The sequence below is a fragment of the Kitasatospora phosalacinea genome (assembly GCF_000716545.1).
Taxonomy (GTDB): domain Bacteria; phylum Actinomycetota; class Actinomycetes; order Streptomycetales; family Streptomycetaceae; genus Kitasatospora; species Kitasatospora phosalacinea.
The window spans coordinates 49,909-70,839 of sequence record NZ_JNWZ01000017.1; the positions used below are offsets into that span (position 1 = coordinate 49,909).

Annotated in this window: 22 protein-coding genes; 15 read left to right on the forward strand and 7 right to left on the reverse strand. The window is 72.8% G+C overall.

The features are described from left to right. Positions 1–121: 121 nt before the first annotated feature. Both OO48_RS11090 and meaB read left to right on the forward strand, forming a co-directional pair. A complete protein-coding gene (locus OO48_RS11090) occupies positions 122–1,312 on the forward strand; it encodes an acetyl-CoA C-acetyltransferase (RefSeq protein ID WP_051732004.1) in 1,191 nt (396 codons plus the stop codon). Between the two features lie 92 nt (positions 1,313–1,404). Beyond that, entirely contained in the window at positions 1,405–2,358 is a 954-nt protein-coding gene (gene meaB, locus OO48_RS11095; protein WP_033214741.1) for a methylmalonyl Co-A mutase-associated GTPase MeaB, read from the forward strand. 10 nt (positions 2,359–2,368) lie between these two features. On the opposite strand, the gene OO48_RS11100 is transcribed toward meaB, so the two are convergent. Next, a complete protein-coding gene (locus OO48_RS11100; protein WP_051732005.1) occupies positions 2,369–2,887 on the reverse strand; it encodes a MarR family winged helix-turn-helix transcriptional regulator in 519 nt (172 codons plus the stop codon). A 189-nt stretch (positions 2,888–3,076) separates the two neighbouring features. On the opposite strand from OO48_RS11100, the gene OO48_RS11105 reads away from it, so the two are divergent. Genes OO48_RS11105 through OO48_RS11130 form a run of 6 tightly spaced genes read left to right on the forward strand, consistent with a single transcriptional unit; the run spans position 3,077 to position 8,060 of the window. Further along, positions 3,077–4,048 (forward strand): MBL fold metallo-hydrolase, encoded by a 972-nt coding sequence (locus OO48_RS11105; protein WP_051732006.1) that lies wholly within the window; start codon positions 3,077–3,079, stop codon positions 4,046–4,048. Between the two features lie 54 nt (positions 4,049–4,102). Continuing rightward, positions 4,103–5,500 carry an ATP-binding protein gene (locus tag OO48_RS11110; protein WP_106970294.1) on the forward strand — a complete coding sequence of 466 codons (1,398 nt, stop codon included), beginning with the start codon at positions 4,103–4,105 and terminating at the stop codon, positions 5,498–5,500. Further along, positions 5,497–5,916 (forward strand): roadblock/LC7 domain-containing protein, encoded by a 420-nt coding sequence (locus OO48_RS11115; RefSeq protein ID WP_033214744.1) that lies wholly within the window; start codon positions 5,497–5,499, stop codon positions 5,914–5,916. Before OO48_RS11110 ends, OO48_RS11115 begins: the two co-directional genes overlap by 4 nt. After that, positions 5,913–6,266, forward strand: coding sequence for a DUF742 domain-containing protein (locus tag OO48_RS11120; RefSeq protein WP_033214746.1), 354 nt, complete (start codon positions 5,913–5,915; stop codon positions 6,264–6,266). The genes OO48_RS11115 and OO48_RS11120 overlap by 4 nt, the downstream gene beginning before the upstream one ends. Beyond that, positions 6,244–6,885 carry a GTP-binding protein gene (locus OO48_RS11125; protein ID WP_425338532.1) on the forward strand — a complete coding sequence of 214 codons (642 nt, stop codon included), beginning with the start codon at positions 6,244–6,246 and terminating at the stop codon, positions 6,883–6,885. The genes OO48_RS11120 and OO48_RS11125 overlap by 23 nt, the downstream gene beginning before the upstream one ends. Then, positions 6,882–8,060 (forward strand): cytochrome P450 family protein, encoded by a 1,179-nt coding sequence (locus OO48_RS11130; RefSeq protein WP_033214748.1) that lies wholly within the window; start codon positions 6,882–6,884, stop codon positions 8,058–8,060. Before OO48_RS11125 ends, OO48_RS11130 begins: the two co-directional genes overlap by 4 nt. 37 nt (positions 8,061–8,097) lie before the next feature. Here the strand turns inward: OO48_RS11130 and OO48_RS11135 are convergent, their stop codons facing one another. The 4 genes from OO48_RS11135 to OO48_RS11150 all read right to left on the reverse strand — a co-directional run bounded on the left by OO48_RS11135 (position 8,098) and on the right by OO48_RS11150 (position 11,270). Further along, positions 8,098–8,892, reverse strand: a complete 795-nt coding sequence (locus OO48_RS11135) for an AIM24 family protein (protein ID WP_033214892.1) — start codon at positions 8,890–8,892, stop codon at positions 8,098–8,100. Positions 8,893–9,089: 197 nt separating this feature from the next. Continuing rightward, positions 9,090–9,740 carry an AIM24 family protein gene (locus OO48_RS11140; protein WP_033214750.1) on the reverse strand — a complete coding sequence of 217 codons (651 nt, stop codon included), beginning with the start codon at positions 9,738–9,740 and terminating at the stop codon, positions 9,090–9,092. Further along, positions 9,740–10,378 (reverse strand): AIM24 family protein, encoded by a 639-nt coding sequence (locus OO48_RS11145; protein ID WP_033214751.1) that lies wholly within the window; start codon positions 10,376–10,378, stop codon positions 9,740–9,742. The genes OO48_RS11140 and OO48_RS11145 overlap by 1 nt, the downstream gene beginning before the upstream one ends. Positions 10,379–10,496: 118 nt before the next feature. Next, on the reverse strand, positions 10,497–11,270 hold the full coding sequence (locus tag OO48_RS11150; RefSeq protein WP_033214894.1) for a DUF2127 domain-containing protein: 774 nt from the start codon (positions 11,268–11,270) through the stop codon (positions 10,497–10,499). A gap of 163 nt (positions 11,271–11,433) precedes the next feature. Here OO48_RS11150 and OO48_RS11155 point away from each other — a divergent pair, with 163 nt between their 5' ends. Beyond that, positions 11,434–11,766, forward strand: a complete 333-nt coding sequence (locus OO48_RS11155; protein ID WP_033214753.1) for a DUF3817 domain-containing protein — start codon at positions 11,434–11,436, stop codon at positions 11,764–11,766. An 83-nt stretch (positions 11,767–11,849) separates the two neighbouring features. Here OO48_RS11155 and OO48_RS11160 read toward each other — a convergent pair whose 3' ends face one another. Then, positions 11,850–13,283, reverse strand: a complete 1,434-nt coding sequence (locus tag OO48_RS11160) for a M4 family metallopeptidase (RefSeq protein ID WP_033214755.1) — start codon at positions 13,281–13,283, stop codon at positions 11,850–11,852. A gap of 462 nt (positions 13,284–13,745) precedes the next feature. On the opposite strand from OO48_RS11160, the gene OO48_RS11165 reads away from it, so the two are divergent. The 4 genes from OO48_RS11165 to OO48_RS11180 all read left to right on the forward strand — a co-directional run bounded on the left by OO48_RS11165 (position 13,746) and on the right by OO48_RS11180 (position 17,670). Further along, entirely contained in the window at positions 13,746–14,285 is a 540-nt protein-coding gene (locus OO48_RS11165) for a MarR family winged helix-turn-helix transcriptional regulator (protein ID WP_033214756.1), read from the forward strand. Between the two features lie 20 nt (positions 14,286–14,305). Next, a complete protein-coding gene (locus OO48_RS11170) occupies positions 14,306–14,638 on the forward strand; it encodes a DUF3817 domain-containing protein (RefSeq protein ID WP_033214758.1) in 333 nt (110 codons plus the stop codon). A gap of 175 nt (positions 14,639–14,813) precedes the next feature. Further along, positions 14,814–16,499 (forward strand): coenzyme B12-dependent isobutyryl-CoA mutase large subunit, encoded by a 1,686-nt coding sequence (gene icmA / locus OO48_RS11175; RefSeq protein ID WP_033214760.1) that lies wholly within the window; start codon positions 14,814–14,816, stop codon positions 16,497–16,499. Between the two features lie 298 nt (positions 16,500–16,797). After that, positions 16,798–17,670, forward strand: a complete 873-nt coding sequence (locus tag OO48_RS11180; RefSeq protein ID WP_033214762.1) for a sigma-70 family RNA polymerase sigma factor — start codon at positions 16,798–16,800, stop codon at positions 17,668–17,670. 4 nt (positions 17,671–17,674) lie between these two features. On the opposite strand, the gene OO48_RS11185 is transcribed toward OO48_RS11180, so the two are convergent. Next, entirely contained in the window at positions 17,675–18,340 is a 666-nt protein-coding gene (locus OO48_RS11185; protein ID WP_033214764.1) for a TetR/AcrR family transcriptional regulator, read from the reverse strand. A gap of 338 nt (positions 18,341–18,678) precedes the next feature. Between OO48_RS11185 and trxA the strand changes: the two genes are divergently transcribed. Further along, on the forward strand, positions 18,679–19,659 hold the full coding sequence (gene trxA, locus OO48_RS11190; protein ID WP_033214766.1) for a thioredoxin: 981 nt from the start codon (positions 18,679–18,681) through the stop codon (positions 19,657–19,659). A 575-nt stretch (positions 19,660–20,234) separates the two neighbouring features. Then, positions 20,235–20,882, forward strand: a complete 648-nt coding sequence (locus OO48_RS11195) for a DUF6230 family protein (protein ID WP_033214767.1) — start codon at positions 20,235–20,237, stop codon at positions 20,880–20,882. Positions 20,883–20,931 lie beyond the last annotated feature (49 nt).

Sequence of the window (20,931 nt, forward strand, 5' to 3'; positions counted from 1 at the left end):
TGTTCACTGGAGGGTGCCAGTAGCGCTGATCACACCGACGCGGCGGTGACGCAGAGGTGACCGGTCAGTACATTGACGGCATCCCCGTACCCTCTGGTCCGACGCGCGAAGGGGCTCGTCCATGACTACTTCTGTGATCGTCGCAGGTGCCCGAACCCCGATGGGGCGGCTGCTCGGCTCGCTCAAGGGCTTCTCCGGCGCCGAGCTGGGCGGCTTCGCCATCAAGGCGGCGCTGGAGCGGGCCGGCGTCACCGGCGAACAGGTCCAGTACGTGATCATGGGCCAGGTGCTGCAGGCCGGCGCGGGCCAGATCCCGGCCCGGCAGGCGGCGGTCAAGGCCGGCATCCCGATGAACGTCCCGGCGCTGACCGTCAACAAGGTCTGCCTCTCCGGGCTGGACGCGATCGCGCTGGCCGACCAGCTGATCCGGGCCGGCGAGTTCGACGTCGTGGTGGCCGGCGGCCAGGAGTCCATGACCAACGCCCCGCACCTGCTGCCGAAGTCCCGCGAGGGCTTCAAGTACGGCGCGATCGAGATGCTCGACTCGATGGCCCACGACGGCCTGACCGACGCCTACGAGAACATCCCGATGGGCGAGTCCACCGAGAAGCACAACACCCGCCTCGGCATCGGCCGCGAGGTGCAGGACGCCATCGCCGCCGCCTCCCACCAGCGCGCCGCCAAGGCCCAGGCCGACGGCGTGTTCGAGGCCGAGATCGTCCCCGTCGCCGTTCCGCAGCGCAAGGGCGAGCCGGTGCTGTTCTCGCAGGACGAGGGCATCCGCGCCGACACCACCGTCGAGGGCCTGGCCAAGCTGCGCCCGGCCTTCAGCAAGGACGGCACCATCACGGCCGGCACCTCCTCGCAGATCTCCGACGGCGCCGCCGCGGTCGTGGTGATGAGCAAGGCCAAGGCCGAGGAGCTGGGCTTGAGCTGGATCGCCGAGATCGGCGCGCACGGCAACGTCGCGGGCCCGGACAACTCGCTGCAGTCGCAGCCGTCCAACGCGATCAAGCACGCCCTCGCCAAGGAGGGCCTGGAGGTCGGCGACCTCGACCTGATCGAGATCAACGAGGCGTTCGCCGCCGTCGCCCACCAGTCGATGAAGGACCTGGGCGTCAGCGACGAGATCGTCAACGTCAACGGCGGCGCCATCGCGCTCGGCCACCCGATCGGCATGTCCGGCGCCCGCGTGGTGCTGCACCTGGCGCTGGAGCTGCAGCGCCGCGGCGGCGGGGTCGGCGCGGCCGCGCTGTGCGGCGGCGGCGGCCAGGGCGACGCGCTGATCGTCAAGGTCCCCGCGCAGGGCTGAGCCGACCCCCCAGGGACCCCCAGGACCCCCGCCGGGCCGCGTCACGCGGTCCGGCGGGGCGTCCGCCTTTTCTGCTGCGAGGAGCGATTTCGATGGCCGATGTGGCGACGCTGGTCGAACAGGCCCGGCAGGGCCGTCCCCGGGCGGTGGCCCGGCTGATCACGCTGGTGGAGAACGCCGCGCCCGAACTGCGCGAGGTGATGGCCGCGCTCGCCCCGCACAGCGGGCGGGCCTACACGGTGGGCCTGACCGGCTCGCCCGGGGTGGGCAAGTCCACCTCCACCTCGGCGCTGGTGAGCGCCTACCGCCGGCTCGGCAAGCGGGTCGGGGTGCTGGCCGTCGACCCGTCCTCGCCGTTCTCCGGCGGCGCGCTGCTCGGCGACCGGGTGCGGATGCAGGAGCACGCCACCGACCCGGAGGTGTTCATCCGCTCGATGGCCACCCGCGGCCACCTCGGCGGCCTGGCCTGGGCCGCCCCGCAGGCGCTGCGGGTGCTGGACGGGGCCGGCTGCGACGTGATCCTGGTGGAGACCGTCGGCGTCGGGCAGTCCGAGGTGGAGGTCGCCGCGCAGGCCGACACCTCGGTGGTGCTGCTGGCCCCCGGCATGGGCGACGGCATCCAGGCCGCGAAGGCGGGCATCCTGGAGATCGGCGACGTGTTCGTGGTCAACAAGGCCGACCGGGACGGCGCGGACGCCACCGCCCGCGAGCTCAACCACATGCTCGGGCTGGGGGAGTCCCGGCAGGCCGGAGACTGGCGGCCGCCGATCGTCAAGACCGTGGCGGCCCGCGGCGAGGGCGTGGACGAGCTCGTCGAGGCGCTGGAGAAGCACCGCGGCTGGCTGGCCGAGACCGGCGAGCTCGACGCCCGCCGCCGGCGCCGGGCCGCCCAGGAGGTCGAGGCGATCGCGCTGGCCGCGCTGCGCGCCCGGATCGGCGACCTGCGCGGCGACCGGCACCTGGACGCGCTGGCCGGGCAGGTCGCGGCGGGCGAGCTCGACCCGTACGCGGCGGCCGACCGGCTGGTGGCCGGGCTGACCTCCTGAGGCCGTCCGGTCAGCCCCGGCCGCGGAGCCCGCGCAGGTGCTCGGCGATCGGGGCCAGGGCCGCGTACACCGCGTCCAGCTGCTCGTCGGTGAGCCGGTCGATGAAGTGCTCGCGGACGCTGCGGACGTGGTCCGGGGCGACCTTCCGCAGCGTCTCCCAGCCGTGCTCGGTGAGGTGCGCGTACAGGCCGCGGCGGTCGCCCGGGCACTCCTGGCGCAGCACCAGCCCGGCGGTCTCCATCCGGGTGATCTGGTGCGAGAGCCGGCTCTTGGACTGCAGGGTGGCGGTGGCCAGGTCGGTCATCCGCATCCGGCGCTCGGGGGACTCGGAGAGCACGACCAGGATCTCGTAGTCGTTGATGGCCAGGTTGTGGGCCTGCAGCTCCCGGCTCAGCTGGTGGTCGAGGAGCTTGCCGACCTCCAGGTGGGCGCGCCAGAAGCGCTGCTCGCGGGCGTCCAGCCACGGGGTCTCGGCCTCGCCCCCCCGGGCGGGGGGAGCCTCGGACGGTGCGGTCACGGGGTTGTCCATGGAGCCGAGTATAGCCGAGATTGTTCAATGTTGTACGAATTCACAACTCCGGTCCCGGATCCGCCCCGGCTCCCGGTGGAATCCTCCGTCCCCGCACAACCGCCTTCCCGCCCGGGCGAGTTGAAACGCACATGAGCAAACTGTGGGCCGGAGTCAAACGGTGACACAGAGTTGGGCATAATCGCGCCCATGACGACGCGGAGCGCGCACTTCCATTCGATAGCCGACGGTGTATACGCGTGGCAGCCTCAGCAACGCGGTTGGGGCCTGGCCAACTGCGGCCTGGTCACCGACGGCGGCAGCGCGCTGTGGATCGACACCCCCTACGACCGGACCCTGGCCGGCGAGTTCCTGGCCCGCACCCGCGCCGTCCTCGCCCCCGGTGCCGAGGTCGGGCGGATCGTGGTCACCCACGCCAACGGCGACCACATGTGGGGCGCCGGCGTCCTGCCCGACGCCGAGGTGATCACCACCCACGAGGCGCTGCACCACATCGCCTACGAGCCCACCCCCGAACAGCAGCACGCCCTGCTGCAGACCCTCGACAAGGGCGACGACACCGGCGCGTACCTGCACGAGCACTTCGGCCGCTTCGACTGGGCCGACACCCCGCCGGTCGTTCCCGACACCGTCTTCACCGGCGAACTCGAACTGCGCGTCGGCGACATCCCGGTGCGGGTCAGCAGCCTCCCGCCGGCCCACACCAGCGGCGACCTGATCGTCCACCTGCCCACCCGCTCCACCGTCTTCACCGGCGACGTCGTCTTCGGCTCCACCCCCGAGCGCCCCGGCGACCACCCCGTGCACTGGGCCGGCCCGCTCGGCAACGTCATCGACGCCGTCGAGCGGCTGCTCGACACCGGCGCCGAGACCGTCGTCCCCGGCCACGGCCCGCTGCTCACCCGCGCCGACCTGCGCGCCCACGTCGGCTACCTGCGCTACGTCCGCGACCGCGCGCACGCCCTGCACGCCGCCGGCGTCCCGGCCGCCGAGGCCGCCCGCACCGTCATCGACGAGGACCGCTACCCCGAACTCGGCCTCCCCGAGCGGCTGCTGGTCACCATCGGCACCGAGTACCGGCACCTCGACGGCACCGAGCCGCCCGCCATGCTGGAGGTCGTCGGCCGGATGGCCCACCTGGCCAGGCAGCGCACCGCCTGACCCGGCCCGACCAGCGCCCCCGTCCCCGCCGCGACGACTCCCCCCGAGGACCCCATGGTCGAGATCGTGCTCGCCCTGCTGGCCGGCGCCGCACTGACCGCAGGACCCCTGCTGTGGTCCGTCCGACGCGCCGTCCGCACCGCCCGGGCCGCCACCCGGCGCGCCGCCGAGAGCGAGAACCGCGCGCAGGGCGCCGAAGTCCGCGCCCGGGCCGCCGAGAACCGCGCCCGCACCGGCGAGGAGCGCGCCCGCGGCGCCGAGGCCCGGGCGCACGCCGCCGAGGCCCGGCACACCCTCGCCGAGGCCCGGCTCGCCGCCGCCGCGCGCGAGTTCGCCCACCTCGCGCACGAGCGGCTGCCCGCCGCCGCCACCGCGCTCACCCACCCCCGCACGCCCGTCCCCGGACCGCTCGACACCGCCGGCGGCGACGAGGAACTGCACCGGGCCCTGGACGCCGTCCTGGCCGCCGCCGTCCGCGCCGCGCTCGCCGAACGCGAACGCACCGACGCCGCCGCCCGGGCCGCCCTGCGCGGCGCCGCCTCCAAGATCCAGGCCCTGCTGATCCAGGTCCGCTCGCTGCTGGAGGAGATCCAGCTCTCCGTCGACGACCCCCGGCTGCTCGCCCTCGACTTCCGCAACGAGCTCACCCTGCGCCGGGTGCAGTCCCTCGCGGTGCTCTCCGGCGCCTGGCCCGGCATGACCCGGGAGGACTCCCCGCTCGCCGAACTCTGCGTCGGCGCGCAGTCCCGGGTCGCCGGCTACGCCCGCATCGAGATCACCAACCACCTGCGCGAGCCCCGGCTCGCGGTGGCCGCCCGGGCCGCCGAACCCGTCGCCATCGCGCTCGCCGAGATCCTCGGCAACGCCACCGCCTACTCCCACCCCGAGACCCGGGTCGTGGTCGCCGTCGAACAGGGCAGCTCCGGCGCCCTGGTGGTGGTCGACGACATGGGCGTCGGCATGGAACCCGACCAGCTCGAACGGGCCGGCGAACTGCTCGACGGCCAGGCCGAGGTGCTGCTCACCGAACTCGGCGACCCGCCGCAGGCCGGCTTCGCGGTGATCGGCCTGCTCTGCCGCCAGTTCGGCTTCGGCTGCCGGGTCGAACCCTCCCCGTACGGGGGCGTGCGGGCCATCCTGCGGCTGCCCGCCGAACTGCTCACCCTGACCGACCCGGCCGCCCCGCTCTCCGCCCTCGCCCCCCGCCCGATCACCCAGAGCGCCCCGGTGTTCGACGCCGGCGACGCCCTGCCCACCCGCAAGCGGCGCGCCCCCCGCGCCCCGCAGCAGGACCAGACCGCCACCCTCCCCGCCCCGGTGGGCACCACTCCCGACCGGGCCCGCAGCGCGTGGTCGGCGCTCCAGTCCGGCACCGCCGCCGGACGCGGCGCCGCCGCACGCCCCGCGAGCCCCCAGGGACCCGCCGCACCCGAAGGAGTCGACACCCCGTGACCGCACCGCTCCGCCGCCACACCGAGGACCTCTCCTGGGTCCTCACCCCGCTGCTCGACCTGCCCGGCGTGCAGAACGCCGTCATCGCCACCGGCGACGGCCTGGTCACCGGCCACTCCGCCGACCTCGGCCGGGACGGCGCCGACCGGGTCGCCGCGATGACCGCCTCGCTGCACGCCGCCGCCCGCGCCTTCACCACCGCCTTCACCGGCGCCGAGAAGGTCGCGCTCAGCCAGACCGTGGTCGAGTCCGAGCACGGCTACGCCGTGGTCACCCCCGCCGGCGAGAACTCCTCGCTGGCCGTCTTCGCCGTCCCCGGCGCCGACCTCGGCACCATCGCCTACCAGATGCAGGTCCAGGTCGCCGCGCTCGCCCGGGCGCTGGCCAGCCCCGCCCGGGAAGCGAGCCGCACATGAGCACACCTCCGCGCCGCAGGCTGGTGCCCGCCTACCTCGCCACCCACGGCCGCACCGCCGCCGCCGGCACCCACGGCCTGGACCGGCTCAGCGTGCTGCACGCCGCCGCCGACCTCCCGGCCGGACTCGGCGGCGAGCACCGCCAGTTATGGGAACTGGTCCGCCCCGGCGCCCTGACCCTCGCCGAGGCCGCCGCCCACCTCCGGCTGCCCGTCAGCGCCACCGTCTTCATCGCCGCCGACCTGGCCGAGCGCGGCGCGCTCTCCGTCCGCGCGCCCATCCCCTCCGCCCAGCCGGTCAACCGGGACCTCGCCGAAAGGCTCCTCAGTGGACTTCGCGCCCTCAAGTAGCACCGCCGCCCTGGTCGGCGACGTCCGGTCAGGAGCCCCGGCCTACCTGCCCCCCACCGACCCGGTCCTGATGAAGCTCATGGTCACCGGGCCGTTCGGGGTCGGCAAGACCACCTTCGTGCGCACCCTGTCGGAGATCCCGACCCTGCACACCGAAGAGACCATGACCGCCGCCGGCGCCCCCGTCGACGACATCAGCCGCACCCCCGGCAAGACCGCCACCACCGTCGCCGTCGACTTCGGCCGGCTCACCCTCACCGGCGGCGAGTTCGTCCTCTACCTGTTCGGCACCCCCGGACAGCGCCGCTTCCTCCCGCTCTGGGAGGACCTCGCCCGCGGCGCCCTCGGCGCGCTCGTCCTGGTCGACACCCGCCGGCTCGCCGACGCCTTCGACGCGATGGACCTGGTCGAGGAGGCCGGCCTGCCCTACACCGTCGCGGTCAACCGCTTCCCCGACACCCCGCCGATCGCCCTCGACGCCGTCCGCGCCGCGCTCGACCTCGACCCCGCCACCCCGCTGGTCGAGGTCGACGCCCGGGAGCGCGAGGGCTGCGTCGACGCCCTGATCGCGCTCACCGAACACGTCCTGGACCGCCTGCCCCAGGAGACCGCCCCGTGACCGCCCGCACCGCCCTCTACGGGCCCCGGTTCGCCGCCGACCCGCACGCCCACTACGCCCGGCTGCGCGACCGGGGGCCGCTGGCCCCCGTCGAACTCGCCCCCGGCGTCGACGCCTGGCTGGTCACCGACTACCACGTCGCCCTCGAAGTCCTCCGCGACACCGACACCTGGACCCGCGACCCGCGCCGCTGGCAGGCCACCCAGCCCGCCGACTCCCCGCTGCTGCCGCTGTTCGGCTGGCGCCCCACCGCGCTGTTCTCCGACGGCCCCGCCCACACCCGCTACCGCCAGGTCATCACCGACAGCGTCGGCATCCTCGAACCCCACCTGCTGCAGCGCGACACCACCGCCGTCGCCGAGCAGCTCATCGCCGAGTTCGCCGGCACCGGCAGGGCCGACCTGCTCGCCGAGTACGCCTACCGGCTGCCGCTGCTCATCCTCACCTCCTGGTACGGCGTCCCCGACCCGGACATCGACCGGATCAGCACCGCGATGAACCGCGCCTTCGAGACCTCCTCCGGCGCCGCCGCCGCGTACGCCGACCTGGTCGCCGTCATCACCGAACAGGTCGCCGAACGCCGCGCCGCGCCCCGGCACGACCTGATCTCCGCCTTCCTCGGCCACCCCGCGCACCTCGCCGACGACGAGGTCGTCCGGCACATCACGCTCACCCTGATGGCCGGCCACGAACCCACCGCCAACCTGATCGCCAACGCGCTGCTGCGGATGCTCTCCGACGACCGCTACGCCGGCTCGCTGCACAGCGGCGCGATGACCGCGCACGACGCGGTCAACGAGGTGCTCTGGAACGACCCCCCGCTGTCCAACTTCTCCCCGCACTACCCCCGGCACGAGATCGTCTTCCACGGCACCCCGCTCACCCCCGAGCAGCCGGTGCTGGTCTCCTACGCCTCCGCCAACGCCCAGGCCGCGCTCACCCCCGCCGAGAGCGAGACCCTCGGCGGCTCCTACGCCCACCTCGCCTGGGGCGCCGGACCGCACCGCTGCCCGGCCCGCCAGCCGGCCGTCCTGATGGCCGTCACCGCCGTCGAGTACCTGATCAGCCGCCTCACCGACCTCCGGCTGGCCGTCCCGGTCGCGGACGTCCTGTGGCGCCCGGGCCCGATCCACCGCGCCCTCGTCTCCCTGCCGGTCGAGTTCACGGCGGTGTAGGACCGGGGGGCGCGGTTCCCCGCGCCCCCCGGTCCTACTACAGCCCGAAGCGGCGGCCGAGGTCGCCCAGGTTGCCCAGGTTGCCCAGCCCCGGGGCGCCGCCGTGCTGCTGGTGCGGGACGCCCGCGCCCGGGACGCCGGCCTCGGCCGCGACGACGCCGACCGAGCGGTCGGCCATCAGCGTCTCGGAGGACTGCATCAGCACCTGTCCCGCCCCGATGAACTCGAACTGGTGCTCCTCGCCGCTCGCGCCGCCGATCCCGGTCAGGTGCCGGAGGCCGCCGATGACGCCGTGCAGGTAGCTGTGGTCGTAGTGGTGGCAGGGCGCGGGGCAGTCCGCCCAGCCGACCAGGGCCTGCGGGTCGACCCGGATCGGCGGCTCGACGAAGTGCACCGGCCCGTTGGACGCGGCGACGAACTTGCCGGTGCCGATCAGGGTCAGGAAGCCCGGGATGATCGACTGCTTGAGCCGCAGCGTCGGTTCGAAGGCGAGCAGGTTGCCCGAGCGCACCGTCAGGTTGCCGTCCTCCAGGTCGTACGAGTTGAGGTCGTACGACCGGTCGGCGAGCAGCAGCTTGCCGCGTCCCTCGGCGACCACCCAGTCGGAGGCGTGCAGCGGGGAGTTGAAGTTCTGCTCCAGGACGCGGTCGAGGACACCGCGGCCGATCCCGGAGAAGCGCATCTCGCCGTAGTAGGCGATCATCTTGCCCTTCTGCAGGTAGTACGCGCCGTTCAGGTCGACCGAGAAGCAGTACGGGTTGACGTTGTCGTCGGCGGGCAGCGTGCCGGCGTCCCAGACCTGCGGGGCGTCGCCGCCGGGCGGCTGGAACACCGGCGCGCCGAACTGCCCGGCGGGGGACGCCTGGTAGGGCGGCGGCGGGACGTGCATCCCGGCCTGGGTGGCCTGGTGGGACTGCTCGTACTGGTGCTGGGAGTACCCGGACGGGGGCCCCTGCGGCGGGTACGGCGGCTGCTGGCCGTACGGCTGCTGCCCGTAGGGCGACTGCGGGGGCTGCGGGGGGTAGGACATCAGAGCTTCACCTCGCTGGCCTGGACGTACACGGCGCCCTGCCCGGACAGTTCGAGTTGGAACGCCTCGCCGGAGCCGCGGCCGACCATGTCGCGCCAGCCGAGGGCACTGGAGAGCTTGTTGGTGACCTCGCCCCGGTGGGCGACGTACGCCTGCGGGTCGACGTGGACGGGCTGGCCGGGGAAGATCGGCAGTTCGATCACGCCGCCGTGGGCCAGCACGGCGACGGCGCCCTTGCCGGTGAGCTTGGTGGTGAACAGTCCCTGGCCGGTGACCTGGCCGCGGACCACGCCCATCAGGCCGCCCTGCTGGCCCATGAACATGGTGGACTGCTGGAGGCTGCCCTCGAAGGCGAGCAGCCGGTCGGCCTCCACGTAGAGGGTGTCGCCGACCAGGTCGATCACGTGCACGTGGTGGCCGCCGTGGCCGAACATCACGGTGCCGTGGCCCTCGACGGTCATCAGCGGGGTGTCCTCGTTGGCGACCCGGCGGCCGATCATCGACATCACGCCGCCCTGGCCGCCCATCAGGTTGGGCTGGAAGGTGACCTCGCCGGTGTAGCCGAGCATCGAGCCGCGCTGGGAGAGGATCCGCTGCCCGGGCACGATCTGCGCGGAGATCATCTTGTTGTTGATCCTGGTGAAGGCCATCAGACCTCGCCCCCCAGCGTCATCCGCTCGGAGGGCTGGACGTAGACCAGGCCCTCGCCGGTGAACTCGACCTGCATCGCCTCGCCGCCTCCCTCGCCGATCAGCGTGGACCAGCCCGCCCCGGACTTGAGCGCCCGGTGCAGGTTGCCGGTGTGCGCGACGTACGCGCCGGGGTCGACCCGCAGCGGCAGGCCCTGGGCGACCCGGAGGATCACCGCCGGGCCGTTGGAGGTGACCGCCGCCCAGCCCTGGCCCTCGACCTTGGTGGTGAACAGCCCGTTGCCGCTCGCCATGCCGTTCAGGCCGGTGAAGGAGGTGCCGGTGCGCAGCGTCGCCTCGGTGCAGAGCAGGTTGTCGGATTCGACGAACAGCGTCTCGCCGTTCAGCCGGACGAGGTTGATCTCGGTGGCCTTGTCGGCGAAGTAGCAGGTGCCCTGCCCCTTCACCTCCATGACCTCCATGCGTTCGCCGGTGAGCCGGCGGGTGACCATGCCGCGCAGGCCGTCGCCGCCGCCGGAGAGCTTCTTGAAGCCCATCTGCCCGGTGTAGGCGACCATCGAGCCGTTGCGTGCCTTGACGGTGTCCCCGGCGAGATCGACGGCGAGGACTCTGGACCCCTGGAGTCGGAACTGTGCCACGTCCGGGAATCTAGCGGCCCCCTCCCCCGGGTGGGGAGGGGGCCGGGGGTGCTGGTACCCGTTCGGTACGAAACCCGTACACCGGACATACCGTCATTGGGGCATAACGGACAAAACGTCAGACCGCCTGCGGCAGCGCCCCCGCGGAGGCCTCCACCTCCAGCAGCGAGGCCGAGTGCCGCTCGGCCTCGAACGCGGCGCGGCCGCCGCGCAGGCCGAACAGGCGCTTGGAGAGCATGATCCAGAGCACCGCGGCGATGTTCAGCAGCAGCGTGCAGATCTTCAGCGCGCTGACGTGCTCGGTGAGCTCGTAGCCCTCCAGCGGGAGGAAGGCGGCGGTGGCGACCACGGTCAGGTACTCGGCCCAGCGGTGGCCCCACCACAGGCCGAACGCCTCGACGATCTCGATCAGCGCGTAGACCACCAGCGCCGCCGCCACGTAGACCAGGGTGGAGTGCTTGTAGTCGAAGGTCTTGCGGACGGTGTCGACGATCGGCGAGTGCTCCAGGTCGAAGTGGAAGTGCTCGGTGACGGGCTTGAAGACGGTCAGGTTCTCGTCGAAGATCCGGCGCACCGCGTCCTGGCTGTTGGAGAACTTCCACACGCCCCAGGCGATGACCACGATCAGCAGGCCGCGCAGGAACCGCTCGACGGCCAGGAAGCGCAGGATGAACAGGTCGCGCAGGGCCTTGCCGCGGGGCACCAGCGGCGCGTCCTGGGCCGGGCCGGAGCCGTGCGGCTCGCCGAGCGCGAAGTCGCCGCAGCGCAGGCAGCGCCAGACGGTGCCGACGGCGGTGGCGGCGTGCAGCCGTTCGCGCAGGCCGGGCTCGTCGGGCGCGTAGGTGATGTGGCCGCGTTTGGCGCAGGTGTGGCGGTCCCAGTCCCTCTTCAGCATGGTGCGCTCCCCCCGTGGGTCCGCGCGGTCCGACCGTCGGAGCGCGCGCAGCACAGCAGGATAGGGGGTCCCCGGTCGGCGGCGGCGTCGGGTCGGTGATAATGGGCACGGCTTGTGCATCCGTTCACAAGCCCAGCCGTCCGCCGTGCCCCCGTGAGGAATCCCCGTGAAGAGCGTCGCCGCCGTCCACCGCCTGCGCCTGGTCTCCGGCCCCGAGGGGCTGTCCTTCATCCTGCTGCTGGTCTGCTCGGTGCTCAAGCGCACCACCAGCTTCAACGGCGTGCCGGTGATGGGCACGGTGCACGGCGTGCTGTTCATCCTCTACCTGGTGTTCCTGGTGCAGGCGTACCAGGCCCGCCGCTGGGAGCCGAAGCGCGGCCTCGTGCTGTTCGTGCTGTCGGTGCTGCCCACCGGCGGCTTCTTCGCCGAGCGGATGCTCGCCAAGGAGGAGCGCGGCGAGCTGGACGCCCCCGCGCCGGCGGCCACCGCCTGACCCGCCCGGAACGTGGTGCGCGGCGGCCGGGCCTCCTCGTGGGAGGCCCGGCCGCCGCGGGCTTTCCGGCTACCGGGTGGGCGTCAGTTGACGTTCACCCCGGTCCACGCCGCCGCGACCGCGTTGTACTCGGCCGAACCGGAGCCGTACAGGTCCTTCGCCGCGTTCAGGGTCGCCGTGCGGGCGCCCTTGTAGTTGGTGGAGGAGGTCATGTAGACGGTCAGCGCCCGGTACCAGATCTGGGCGGCCTTGGCCCGGCCGACGCCGGTGACCGCCGCGCCGTTGTAGGTGGGCGAGTTGTAGCTGACGCCGTTGACGGTCTTGGCGCCGCTGCCCTCGGCCAGCAGGTAGAAGAAGTGGTTGGCGACGCCCGAGGAGTAGTGGACGTCCTTGTTGCCGACGGTGGAGGACCAGTAGTCGGCGGACGCGCCGTCCTTGGAGGGCTTGTCCATGTAGCGCAGCGGCGTGCCGTTGCCGTTGATGTTGATCAGCTCGCCGATCAGGTAGTCCGGGTTGTCCTTCGGCAGGTTGGCGTAGAACTCGACCAGGGTGCCGAAGATGTCGCTGGTGGCCTCGTTGAGGCCGCCGGACTCGCCGGAGTAGTTCAGGCCCGCCGTGTTGGACGTGACGCCGTGGCTCATCTCGTGGCCGGAGACGTCGAGTTCGGTCAGCGGGTGGGTGTTGGAGGCGCCGTCGCCGTAGGTCATGCAGAAGCAGCTGTCGTCCCAGAACGCGTTGACGTAGTTGCTGCCCGTGGTGGTGTACTGGCCGCCGCGGGTGGCGTCCTTCAACTGGTACGCCGAGCCGGTGTAGTTGGTGGTCAGCGAGACGCTGCCGACGAAGACGCCGTTGCCGGAGCCGGTCGCGTTGGAGGTCTGGATCTCCTCGTGGCTGGAGAGCACCGCGCCGCTGTCGGCGTCGGTGACCAGCAGCTGGCGGCTCGGGGTGCCGTCGGCCCGGACGCCCTCCACGGTGGTGCGGTAGGCCAGCCGCGGGGCGCCGTCGGCGGCCCAGATCACCAGCTGGGCGTCGCCGCTCGCGCCGGAGACCGAGGTGAGGGCGGCCTCGTCGGCGTCCTTGCTGATGCCGACGGTGGCCTGCACCGCGCCGGTCGCCTTCGAGGCGGCCTGGCCGGCCGACAGCTTCGGGCTCAGCGAGGCGGGGGCCAGGCTGCCGGACGCGGCCTTGTCGCTGGACTTGACCTTGCCGTTGGCGGCCTGGTGCACGACCAGGTCGCCGCCGAGCACCGGCAGGCCGCCGTAGGTGCGCTCGTAGCGGAAGTGGCGGGTGCCGTCGGCGTCGACGACGGCGTCCTTGACGACCAGCTTCTCCTGGGCGCCCAGGCCCAGGGCCTTGGCGGCGGCGGGCGCCTGGGCGGCGGCCAGGGCGAGCTGGTCGGCCCGGCCGAGGGCGGTCGGGTTGGGGGCGGCGTACGCCAGGCCGGCGCTCACCTGGATCGCACCGGCCAGCAGGGCCGAGGCAGAGAGAACGGCTCCGACAGCGAGCTTTCGCTTCACGTACGGGTTCCTTCCGGATCAACCGCGTGTGTGCGGTCGCACCTCGCTCCGGGGCACCGGGGTCAGTGCCTGCTGGGGCGGAACGGGTGCTGACGTGCAGCTCCGTGCGGTCAGGCGACAGCAGCCGGTGGGGTGGGGCCGGCGGTGTCGAACGGGGCTGGCCAGAAGCATGACGAGGACACGACGACCGGGAAAAGCGGTTCGGCAACTATTGGCAAACTCTCGCCAGCGGTGCGGTAACGGGAGGCCCGGGAAATCGGAGGTTTCGCTGCGAACCATGCCGTGCGGGCTGCGCGGAGGCCCAACTCCGGTGCAATCACTGAATATTGCCGGAATATGCACGGTAAAGAGCCGCCGCCGGGCCGTTCTCGTCTGTTTGGCGTGATCCCGCCAAGTGGGGTGGCTTGTCCACCATCGTGGACACCTGCTACCCCCGCCCGCCCCCGCGGGTACGGTGGGGGCGTGCCCAAGCCCCTCGCCCTCGACTTCGACCCGATCGCCCGCGCCGACGAGCTCTGGACCCGCCGCTGGGGCAAGGTGCCGTCCATGGTGGCGATCACCTCGGTGATGCGCGCCCACCAGATCCTGCTGTCCCGGGTCGACGCGGTGGTCAAGCCCTACGGCCTCACCTTCGCCCGCTACGAGGCCCTGGTGCTGCTCACCTTCAGCCGCTCCGGCGAACTCCCGCTCTCCAAGATCGGCGAGCGCCTGATGGTCCACCCCACCAGCGTCACCAACACCGTCGACCGCCTGGAACGGGCCGGCCTGGTCACCCGCCGCCCCAACCCGCTGGACGGCCGCGGCGTCCTCGCCGCCATCACCGACCGCGGCCGCCAGGTCGTCGAACAGGCCACCCGCGAACTCGTCGCCGTCGAGTTCGGCCTGGACGGCTACGACGCCGACGCCTGCGCCGAGGTCTTCGAACTGCTCCGCCCGCTGCGGATCGCCGCCGGCGACTTCGCGGCGCCCGCCGACGAGGGGCCCGACCGGGAGCGGGCGTAGGGGCGGTTACCCTCGACTGCATGAAGCAGAGTGTGCTGACCCGCTACCGCACCATGGCCTACGTCACCGGTGTGCTCCTGATCCTGCTCACCCTCGGGGTGGTCGCCAAGTACGTCCTCGACATCTCGGGCGCGTCCGGCTTCACCACCGCCGTCGGCATCGCGCACGGCTGGCTGTACGTGGTCTACCTGGTGTTCGCCTTCGACCTGGGCACCAAGGCCAAGTGGCCGATGGGCAAGCTCGCCTGGACGCTGCTGGCCGGCACCGTCCCCACCGCCGTGTTCTTCGTCGAGCGCCGGGTCAGCCGCGAGGTCGCCCCGCTGATCACCGCTCCGGAGCCCGTCGCCGCCTGACCGCGCCCGCACCAGCGCTCTGCCGGGGCGCCCCTTCCGCCGGAAGGGGCGCCCTTCGCGCGTCCGGGGGTCCGGCGTCGACAGGTACTAGGACGTCCGAGTAAATTAGTAGGACATCCAAGCAGTTCTTCCGCCGCCCCACGAGGACGGCCGCACGGAGCGGGAGTCGGAGCCGATGGACGCCGAGCAGATCGAGGCCGGACGGCAGCGCTGGCAGCAGCGGTACGACGCGGCGCGCAAGCGCGACGCCGACTTCACCACCCTCAGCGGCGAGGAGGTCGACCCGGTCTACGGCCCGCCGCCCGGCCAGGACGTCGAGGGCTTCGAACGGATCGGCTGGCCCGGCGAGTACCCCTACACCCGCGGCCTGCACCCCACCGGCTACCGCGGCCGGGCCTGGACCATCCGCCAGTTCGCCGGCTTCGGCAACGCCGAGCAGACCAACGAGCGCTACCGGATGATCCTGGAGGCCGGCGGCGGCGGCCTCTCGGTCGCCTTCGACATGCCGACCCTGATGGGCTACGACTCCGACGACGCCCGCTCGCTCGGCGAGGTCGGCCACTGCGGCGTCGCCATCGACTCCGCCGCCGACATGGAGGTGCTGTTCCGCGGCATCCCGCTCGGCGAGGTCACCACCTCGATGACCATCAGCGGCCCCGCCGTCCCGGTCTTCTGCATGTACCTGGTGGCCGCCGAGCGCCAGGGCGTCGACCCGGCCGTCCTCAACGGCACCCTGCAGACCGACATCTTCAAGGAGTACATCGCGCAGAAGGAGTGGCTCTTCGCCCCCGAGCCCCACCTGCGCCTGATCGGCGACCTGATGGAGCACTGCGCGGCCGGCATCCCCGCCTACAAGCCGCTCTCGGTCTCCGGCTACCACATCCGCGAGGCCGGGGCCACGGCCGCCCAGGAACTCGCCTACACCCTCGCCGACGGCCTGGCCTACGTCGAGCTCGGCCTCTCCCGCGGCCTGGACGTCGACGTGTTCGCGCCCGGCCTGTCCTTCTTCTTCGACGCCCACCTCGACTTCTTCGAGGAGATCGCCAAGTTCCGCGCCGCCCGCCGGATCTGGGCCCGCTGGATGCGCGACCACTTCGGCGCGAAGACCGAGAAGGCGCAGTGGCTGCGCTTCCACACCCAGACCGCCGGCGTCTCGCTCACCGCCCAGCAGCCGTACAACAACGTGGTCCGCACCGCCGTCGAGGCGCTCTCCGCCGTCCTGGGCGGCACCAACTCGCTGCACACCAACGCCCTCGACGAGACGCTCGCCCTGCCCAGCGAGCAGGCCGCCGAGATCGCCCTGCGCACCCAGCAGGTGATCATGGAGGAGACCGGCGTCACCAACGTCGCCGACCCGCTCGGCGGCTCCTGGTACGTGGAGGCGCTCACCGACCGGATCGAGGCCCAGGTCGAGGCGGTCTTCCGGCAGATCCTGGACAAGGGCGGCGCCGAGCACCCGATCGGCCCGATGACCTCCGGCATCCTGCGCGGCATCGAGGAGGGCTGGTTCACCGGCGAGATCGCCGAGGCCGCCTTCCGCTACCAGCAGGGCGTCGAGAAGGGCGACAAGCGGGTGGTCGGCGTCAACTGCCACCCCCGCAGCGTCACCCCCGAACTGGAGATCCTCCGGGTCAGCCACGAAGTCGAACGCGAGCAGGTCCGCGTCCTGCGCGAGCGCAAGGCGCGGCGCGACGAGAGCGCCGTCCGGGCCGGCCTGGACGGGATGCTCGCGGCGGCCCGCTCCGGCGCCAACATGATCGAGCCGATGCTGCGGGCCGTCCGGGCCGAGGCCACCCTCGGCGAGATCTGCCACGCCCTGCGCGAGGAGTGGGGCACCTACCGGGAGAACGCCAGCTTCTAGGCGGCGGAGGTCGGGAGCAGGGGCCCGGGAAGGACGGCGGGAGGCACCACCAGGGGCCGCCGTTCCCCCGGGCCCCCGATTCAGGCCCCCTCACCGCCCCGCGAGGAAGTCCTCCCGGGTGCGGGTGGCGCGCACCGCGCCCGCAACGGCGCGGCGGCCGAGGGCGCCGATGCGGCCGGTGCCGCCGGTGACGAGGACGTTCATGACGCGTGCCCCGTTCCGACTGCCGGGATGATCGTCCGGCCTGCCACAGTGGGGGTCTGCCGTGTTGACCCCGACGGGGAAAGGGATGTGACGGATGAGCGGGGGAACTCTTCTCGCCGAACGCTTCGAGGCGCACCGGCCCAGGCTGCGGGCGGTGGCGTACCGGATGCTGGGCTCGCTCGGCGAGGCCGACGACGTGGTGCAGGAGACCTGGCTGCGGCTGGACCGGCACGCCGAGGAGGTGGACAACCTCGGCGGCTGGCTGACCACCGTCGCCTCCCGGGTGTGCCTGAACGAGCTGCGCGGCCGTCAGCGGCGGCGCGAGGAGGAGCTGGACACCTCGGTGCCCGACCCGGTGCTGGCCGCGCCGGAGCGGGACGACCCGGAGGCGGCGGCGCTGCTGGGCGACCGGGTGGGGACGGCGCTGCAGGTGGTGCTGGGCACGCTGGGCCCGGCGGAGCGGCTGGCGTTCGTGCTGCACGACCTGTTCGCGGTGCCGCTGGAGGACATCGCGCCACTGCTGGACAAGTCCCCGGCGGCGGTGCGCCAGCTGGCGAGCCGGGCCCGCAAGCGGGTCAAGGAGCGGGCGCCGGAGCCGGACCGCGACCCGGCGGCGCAGCGGGCCGCCGTGGAGGCCTTCCTCGCGGCGTCCCGGGACGGCGACTTCGAGGGCCTGGTGGCGGTGCTGGCCCCGGACGCGGTGCTGCGGGCGGACGGCGGGACGGCCATGGCGGCGCTCAGCAAGGTGATCCGGGGCAACACGGTGATCGCGTCCTCGGCGCGGCAGGCCCGCAAGCTGGCGCCGTTCGGCCGCCTGGTGCTGGTGAACGGCGCCTACGGGGTGCTGACGGTGATCGACGGCAAGCCGGTGTCGGTGATGGCGTTCACCGTGGTGGACGGCCTGGTCGCGCAGATCGACGTGCTGGTCGACCCGGACCGGCTGGCGGCGCTGCCCCTGCCGTACTGAGGGCTCAGCGCAGCAGCCCCGGGAGGGGCCCCAGCAGCAGCGTGGTGAAGCGGCGGATCCAGTCCGCGGTGACGGGTTCGCCGCTCACCAGCAGCCGGTGCTCGACGGTGCCGGCGATGGTGTCGAAGATGATCCCGATCTCCTCGTCGGCGGTGGCCGGGTCGAGGTCGGGGTCCATCTCGCCGCGGGCCTGGGCGTTGGCCCGGCCGTGTTCGACCAGCACCTTCTGCGGCTGGACGATGCGCTCCCGGATCCGCCGGCGCAGCTGCGGGTCGCGGGAGCCCTCGGCGAACAGGGCGAGCAGCGCGGTCTGGGTCTCGGGCAGGGTGAGCAGTTCGGCGAAGCGGGCGACCACGGCCTCGATGTCGGCCTGCAGGCTGCCGCGGTCGGCGCACTCCAGCTGGTCGAAGAGGCTGGCGATGGCGTCGACGACGAGTTCGCTCTTGGACGGCCAGCGCCGGTAGAGGGTGGTCTTGGCGACGCCGGCCCGCTGGGCGACGTGGCCCATGGTGAGCCCGCCCCAGCCGAGTTCGGCGAGCGCCTCGCGGGTGGCGTCCAGGATGGCCTGGTCGGCGGTGGCGCTGCGGGGGCGGCCCTTGCCGCGGACGAGCGGGGTCTTGCCGGCCGGCGGGTCCGGGTGCTCGGCGGGCTGCCGGGTGGTGGGGGCCACCTCGCCTCCAGACTGTTTACTCAGAAGTAACTTTGCGGTCCCACGGTAGCGACCGGGTGCCCGGACCGGCACCCGCCCGGTGGCGGAAAGTGGGACAGCTCACGCTCCCGGAGGGGGTGTGGGGCTTGCGGGGGGAGCCCGGGAGGCAGATACGCTACGACCAGTAGCGAAAGAGCGACGACCAATCGCGCCCCGCCCTCTGGGATCGGGCGGGCGCACGGCACCGGTGGGGACCGGTGCCGAACGGTTCGGCCCCCGCCGGGGAGGCGGGCGGCTCGCTCCGGTTTTTTCCGGGCGGATGGCGCCCGGCACCGGCTCCGGCGGGGGAGGATAGAGCCATGCAGTCACGGAATTCGCGTCTCAACAGCTCCGCCCTGCGCGGTGCGGTGGACCTCGCCGCGGTGAAGGCGGCCGGAGAGGCCGCCCAGAAGGCCGAGCAGGCCCGGGCCGAGCGGGCCCGGCAGGCGGCGGCGGGCGACGGCCCGGCGCTCGCGGACCACCCCCTGGTGCTGGACGTCACCGAGGAGACCTTCGAGTCCGAGGTGGTCCAGCGCTCGGCCGAGGTCCCGGTGGTGGTGGACTTCTGGGCCGAGTGGTGCGGCCCCTGCAAGCAGCTCAGCCCGGTGCTGGAGCGCCTCGCCGAGGAGTACGCGGGCCGGATCGTGCTCGCCAAGATCGACGTGGACGCCAACCCGCTGATCGCCCAGCAGTTCGGGATCCAGGGGATCCCGGCCGTGATGGCGGTGGTGGCGGGCCAGTTGGTGCCGCTGTTCCAGGGTGCCGAGAACGAGGCCAACGTCCGCAAGATCCTGGACCAGCTGATCGCGGTGGCCGAGCAGCGCTTCGGCATCGTCGGCGGCGCGGCGGGCGGCGGCGAGGCCGCGGCGGCCGAGCCGCGGGTGCCGGCCGACCCGGCGCTGGAGGCGGCCCACGACGCGCTCGACCGGGGCGACCTGGCCGGCGCGGTGCGGGCGTACCAGAACGTGCTGAGCGACCGGCCCGGGCACGTCGAGGCCAAGCTCGGCCTGGCCCAGGCCCAGCTGCTGCAGCGGGTGGAGCAGCTCGACCCGCAGCAGGTGCGCGCCGACGCGGCGGCCGACCCGAAGGACGTGCCGGCCCAGCTCCGCGCCGCCGACCTGGACCTGGTCGGCGGGCACGTGGAGGACGCCTTCGGCCGCCTGGTGGACACCGTCGCCCGGACGTTCGGGGACGACCGGGACACCGCCCGGCTGCGGCTGCTGGAGCTGTTCGAGGTGATCGGCCCGGAGGACCCGCGCACCGTGGCGGCCCGCCAGGCGCTGGCCCGGGTGCTGTTCTGACGCACCGCCCGGCGGTGTCCGGAGGCACCCGGTGACACCTCGGGTGACCTGCGGTGTCGTCGGTGATTTGACGACTTTCGGGTGCCTTCGGGGCACGTTTACCAAATCTTGACATCACCCCTCCCTCCTCACCGTATGTGAGGGCGGAGGGGTGTTTCGTTGGTGTTTCCGCGGGTGAAAATCAGCCGGACATGCGATTTCGGTCACCCTCCGTTGCGGAGCCTCTGATTCCATGATCAGCCCTGGTTGCTGTTGGATTACCCGTCAGTAACGGACCTCTTGTGCTCAGCCCTGGATTGGACCACGATCGGCGACGCCCGGTCCCTCGGCGACGAGGGGTCCCCGCCGGGTTGAGGGCAGGGGGGTAACCGCAGATCCCACGCGGCGGTTCCTGGCCTCGCAACGGCCGCGCAGCCCGCGCGGCCGCGGTTGTCGCTCGGGGGGACCGCCGCCGCCGTCCCCACGGCGCAGGCGCTCTCCGCTACCGAGGACGTAGCTCTCTCCCATCCCGGGCCGGACCGCGTGCGGGACGCACCGGAACGGCCGGAGATGTACGTCCTAGAAGGAGGACACGCATGTCCCAGTCCTACGGCAAGATCCGCTGGAAGCGCTTCGCCCTGGTGATGGTGCCCAGCCTCGCGGCCACCGCCGCGATCGGCGTCTCGATGGCCAACTCCGTGCTGGCGGCCTCGTTCTCGATCTCCGGCCAGCAGTTCAAGGTCACCGTCGACGACCTGAGGGGCGACCGCTTCTCGCAGTTCGGCGGCGTCGACGCCGAGTCGAACAAGACCCCGCACCCGGTGGCCATCTCGGCCTTCGACACCGCCCACCTGAAGGGCCTGTGCCAGTCGGTGGTCACCGACCTCGGCCCGCTCGGCAAGTGGACCCTGGTGCTCAAGGCCGGCGACAGCACCGACGTGGACAAGCAGGTCTACGCGGAGAACCTGCTGATCGACCTGAACCAGCTGAACGCGGACGCCGAGTTCACGAACATCAACATCGGCCAGGACGCCAACACCCTGCAGGGCAGCGCGCTGGACGACCTGCGCAAGGCCAACGCGCTGCCGAGCGGCGCGCACGGCTTCTCGCAGACCGCCGAGAAGGCCCACCTGAGCAACGTCCAGCAGACCGCCTGGGCCACCTCGGCGGGCACCTTCAAGCTCCCCGGTCTGAAGCTCAGCCTCAACCACCAGGAAGACGGCAAGTCCTACGAGTGCTACTGATCCGCGCCTGAGGGCCCGACCACCGGGCCCGACCGCGGACCGGCGGTCC

Excerpts from the sequence above, each read along its gene's own strand:
- OO48_RS11090 (WP_051732004.1), top strand. The coding sequence starts at position 122 with ATGACTACTTCTGTGATCGTCGCAGGTGCCCGAACCCCGATGGGGCGG.
- meaB (WP_033214741.1), top strand. The coding sequence starts at position 1,405 with ATGGCCGATGTGGCGACGCTGGTCGAACAGGCCCGGCAGGGCCGTCCC.
- OO48_RS11100 (WP_051732005.1), bottom strand. The coding sequence starts at position 2,887 with ATGGACAACCCCGTGACCGCACCGTCCGAGGCTCCCCCCGCCCGGGGG.
- OO48_RS11105 (WP_051732006.1), top strand. The coding sequence starts at position 3,077 with ATGACGACGCGGAGCGCGCACTTCCATTCGATAGCCGACGGTGTATAC.
- OO48_RS11110 (WP_106970294.1), top strand. The coding sequence starts at position 4,103 with ATGGTCGAGATCGTGCTCGCCCTGCTGGCCGGCGCCGCACTGACCGCA.
- OO48_RS11120 (WP_033214746.1), top strand. The coding sequence starts at position 5,913 with ATGAGCACACCTCCGCGCCGCAGGCTGGTGCCCGCCTACCTCGCCACC.
- OO48_RS11140 (WP_033214750.1), bottom strand. The coding sequence starts at position 9,740 with ATGGCCTTCACCAGGATCAACAACAAGATGATCTCCGCGCAGATCGTG.
- OO48_RS11170 (WP_033214758.1), top strand. The coding sequence starts at position 14,306 with ATGAAGCAGAGTGTGCTGACCCGCTACCGCACCATGGCCTACGTCACC.
- icmA (WP_033214760.1), top strand. The coding sequence starts at position 14,814 with ATGGACGCCGAGCAGATCGAGGCCGGACGGCAGCGCTGGCAGCAGCGG.
- OO48_RS11180 (WP_033214762.1), top strand. The coding sequence starts at position 16,798 with ATGAGCGGGGGAACTCTTCTCGCCGAACGCTTCGAGGCGCACCGGCCC.
- trxA (WP_033214766.1), top strand. The coding sequence starts at position 18,679 with ATGCAGTCACGGAATTCGCGTCTCAACAGCTCCGCCCTGCGCGGTGCG.
- OO48_RS11195 (WP_033214767.1), top strand. The coding sequence starts at position 20,235 with ATGTCCCAGTCCTACGGCAAGATCCGCTGGAAGCGCTTCGCCCTGGTG.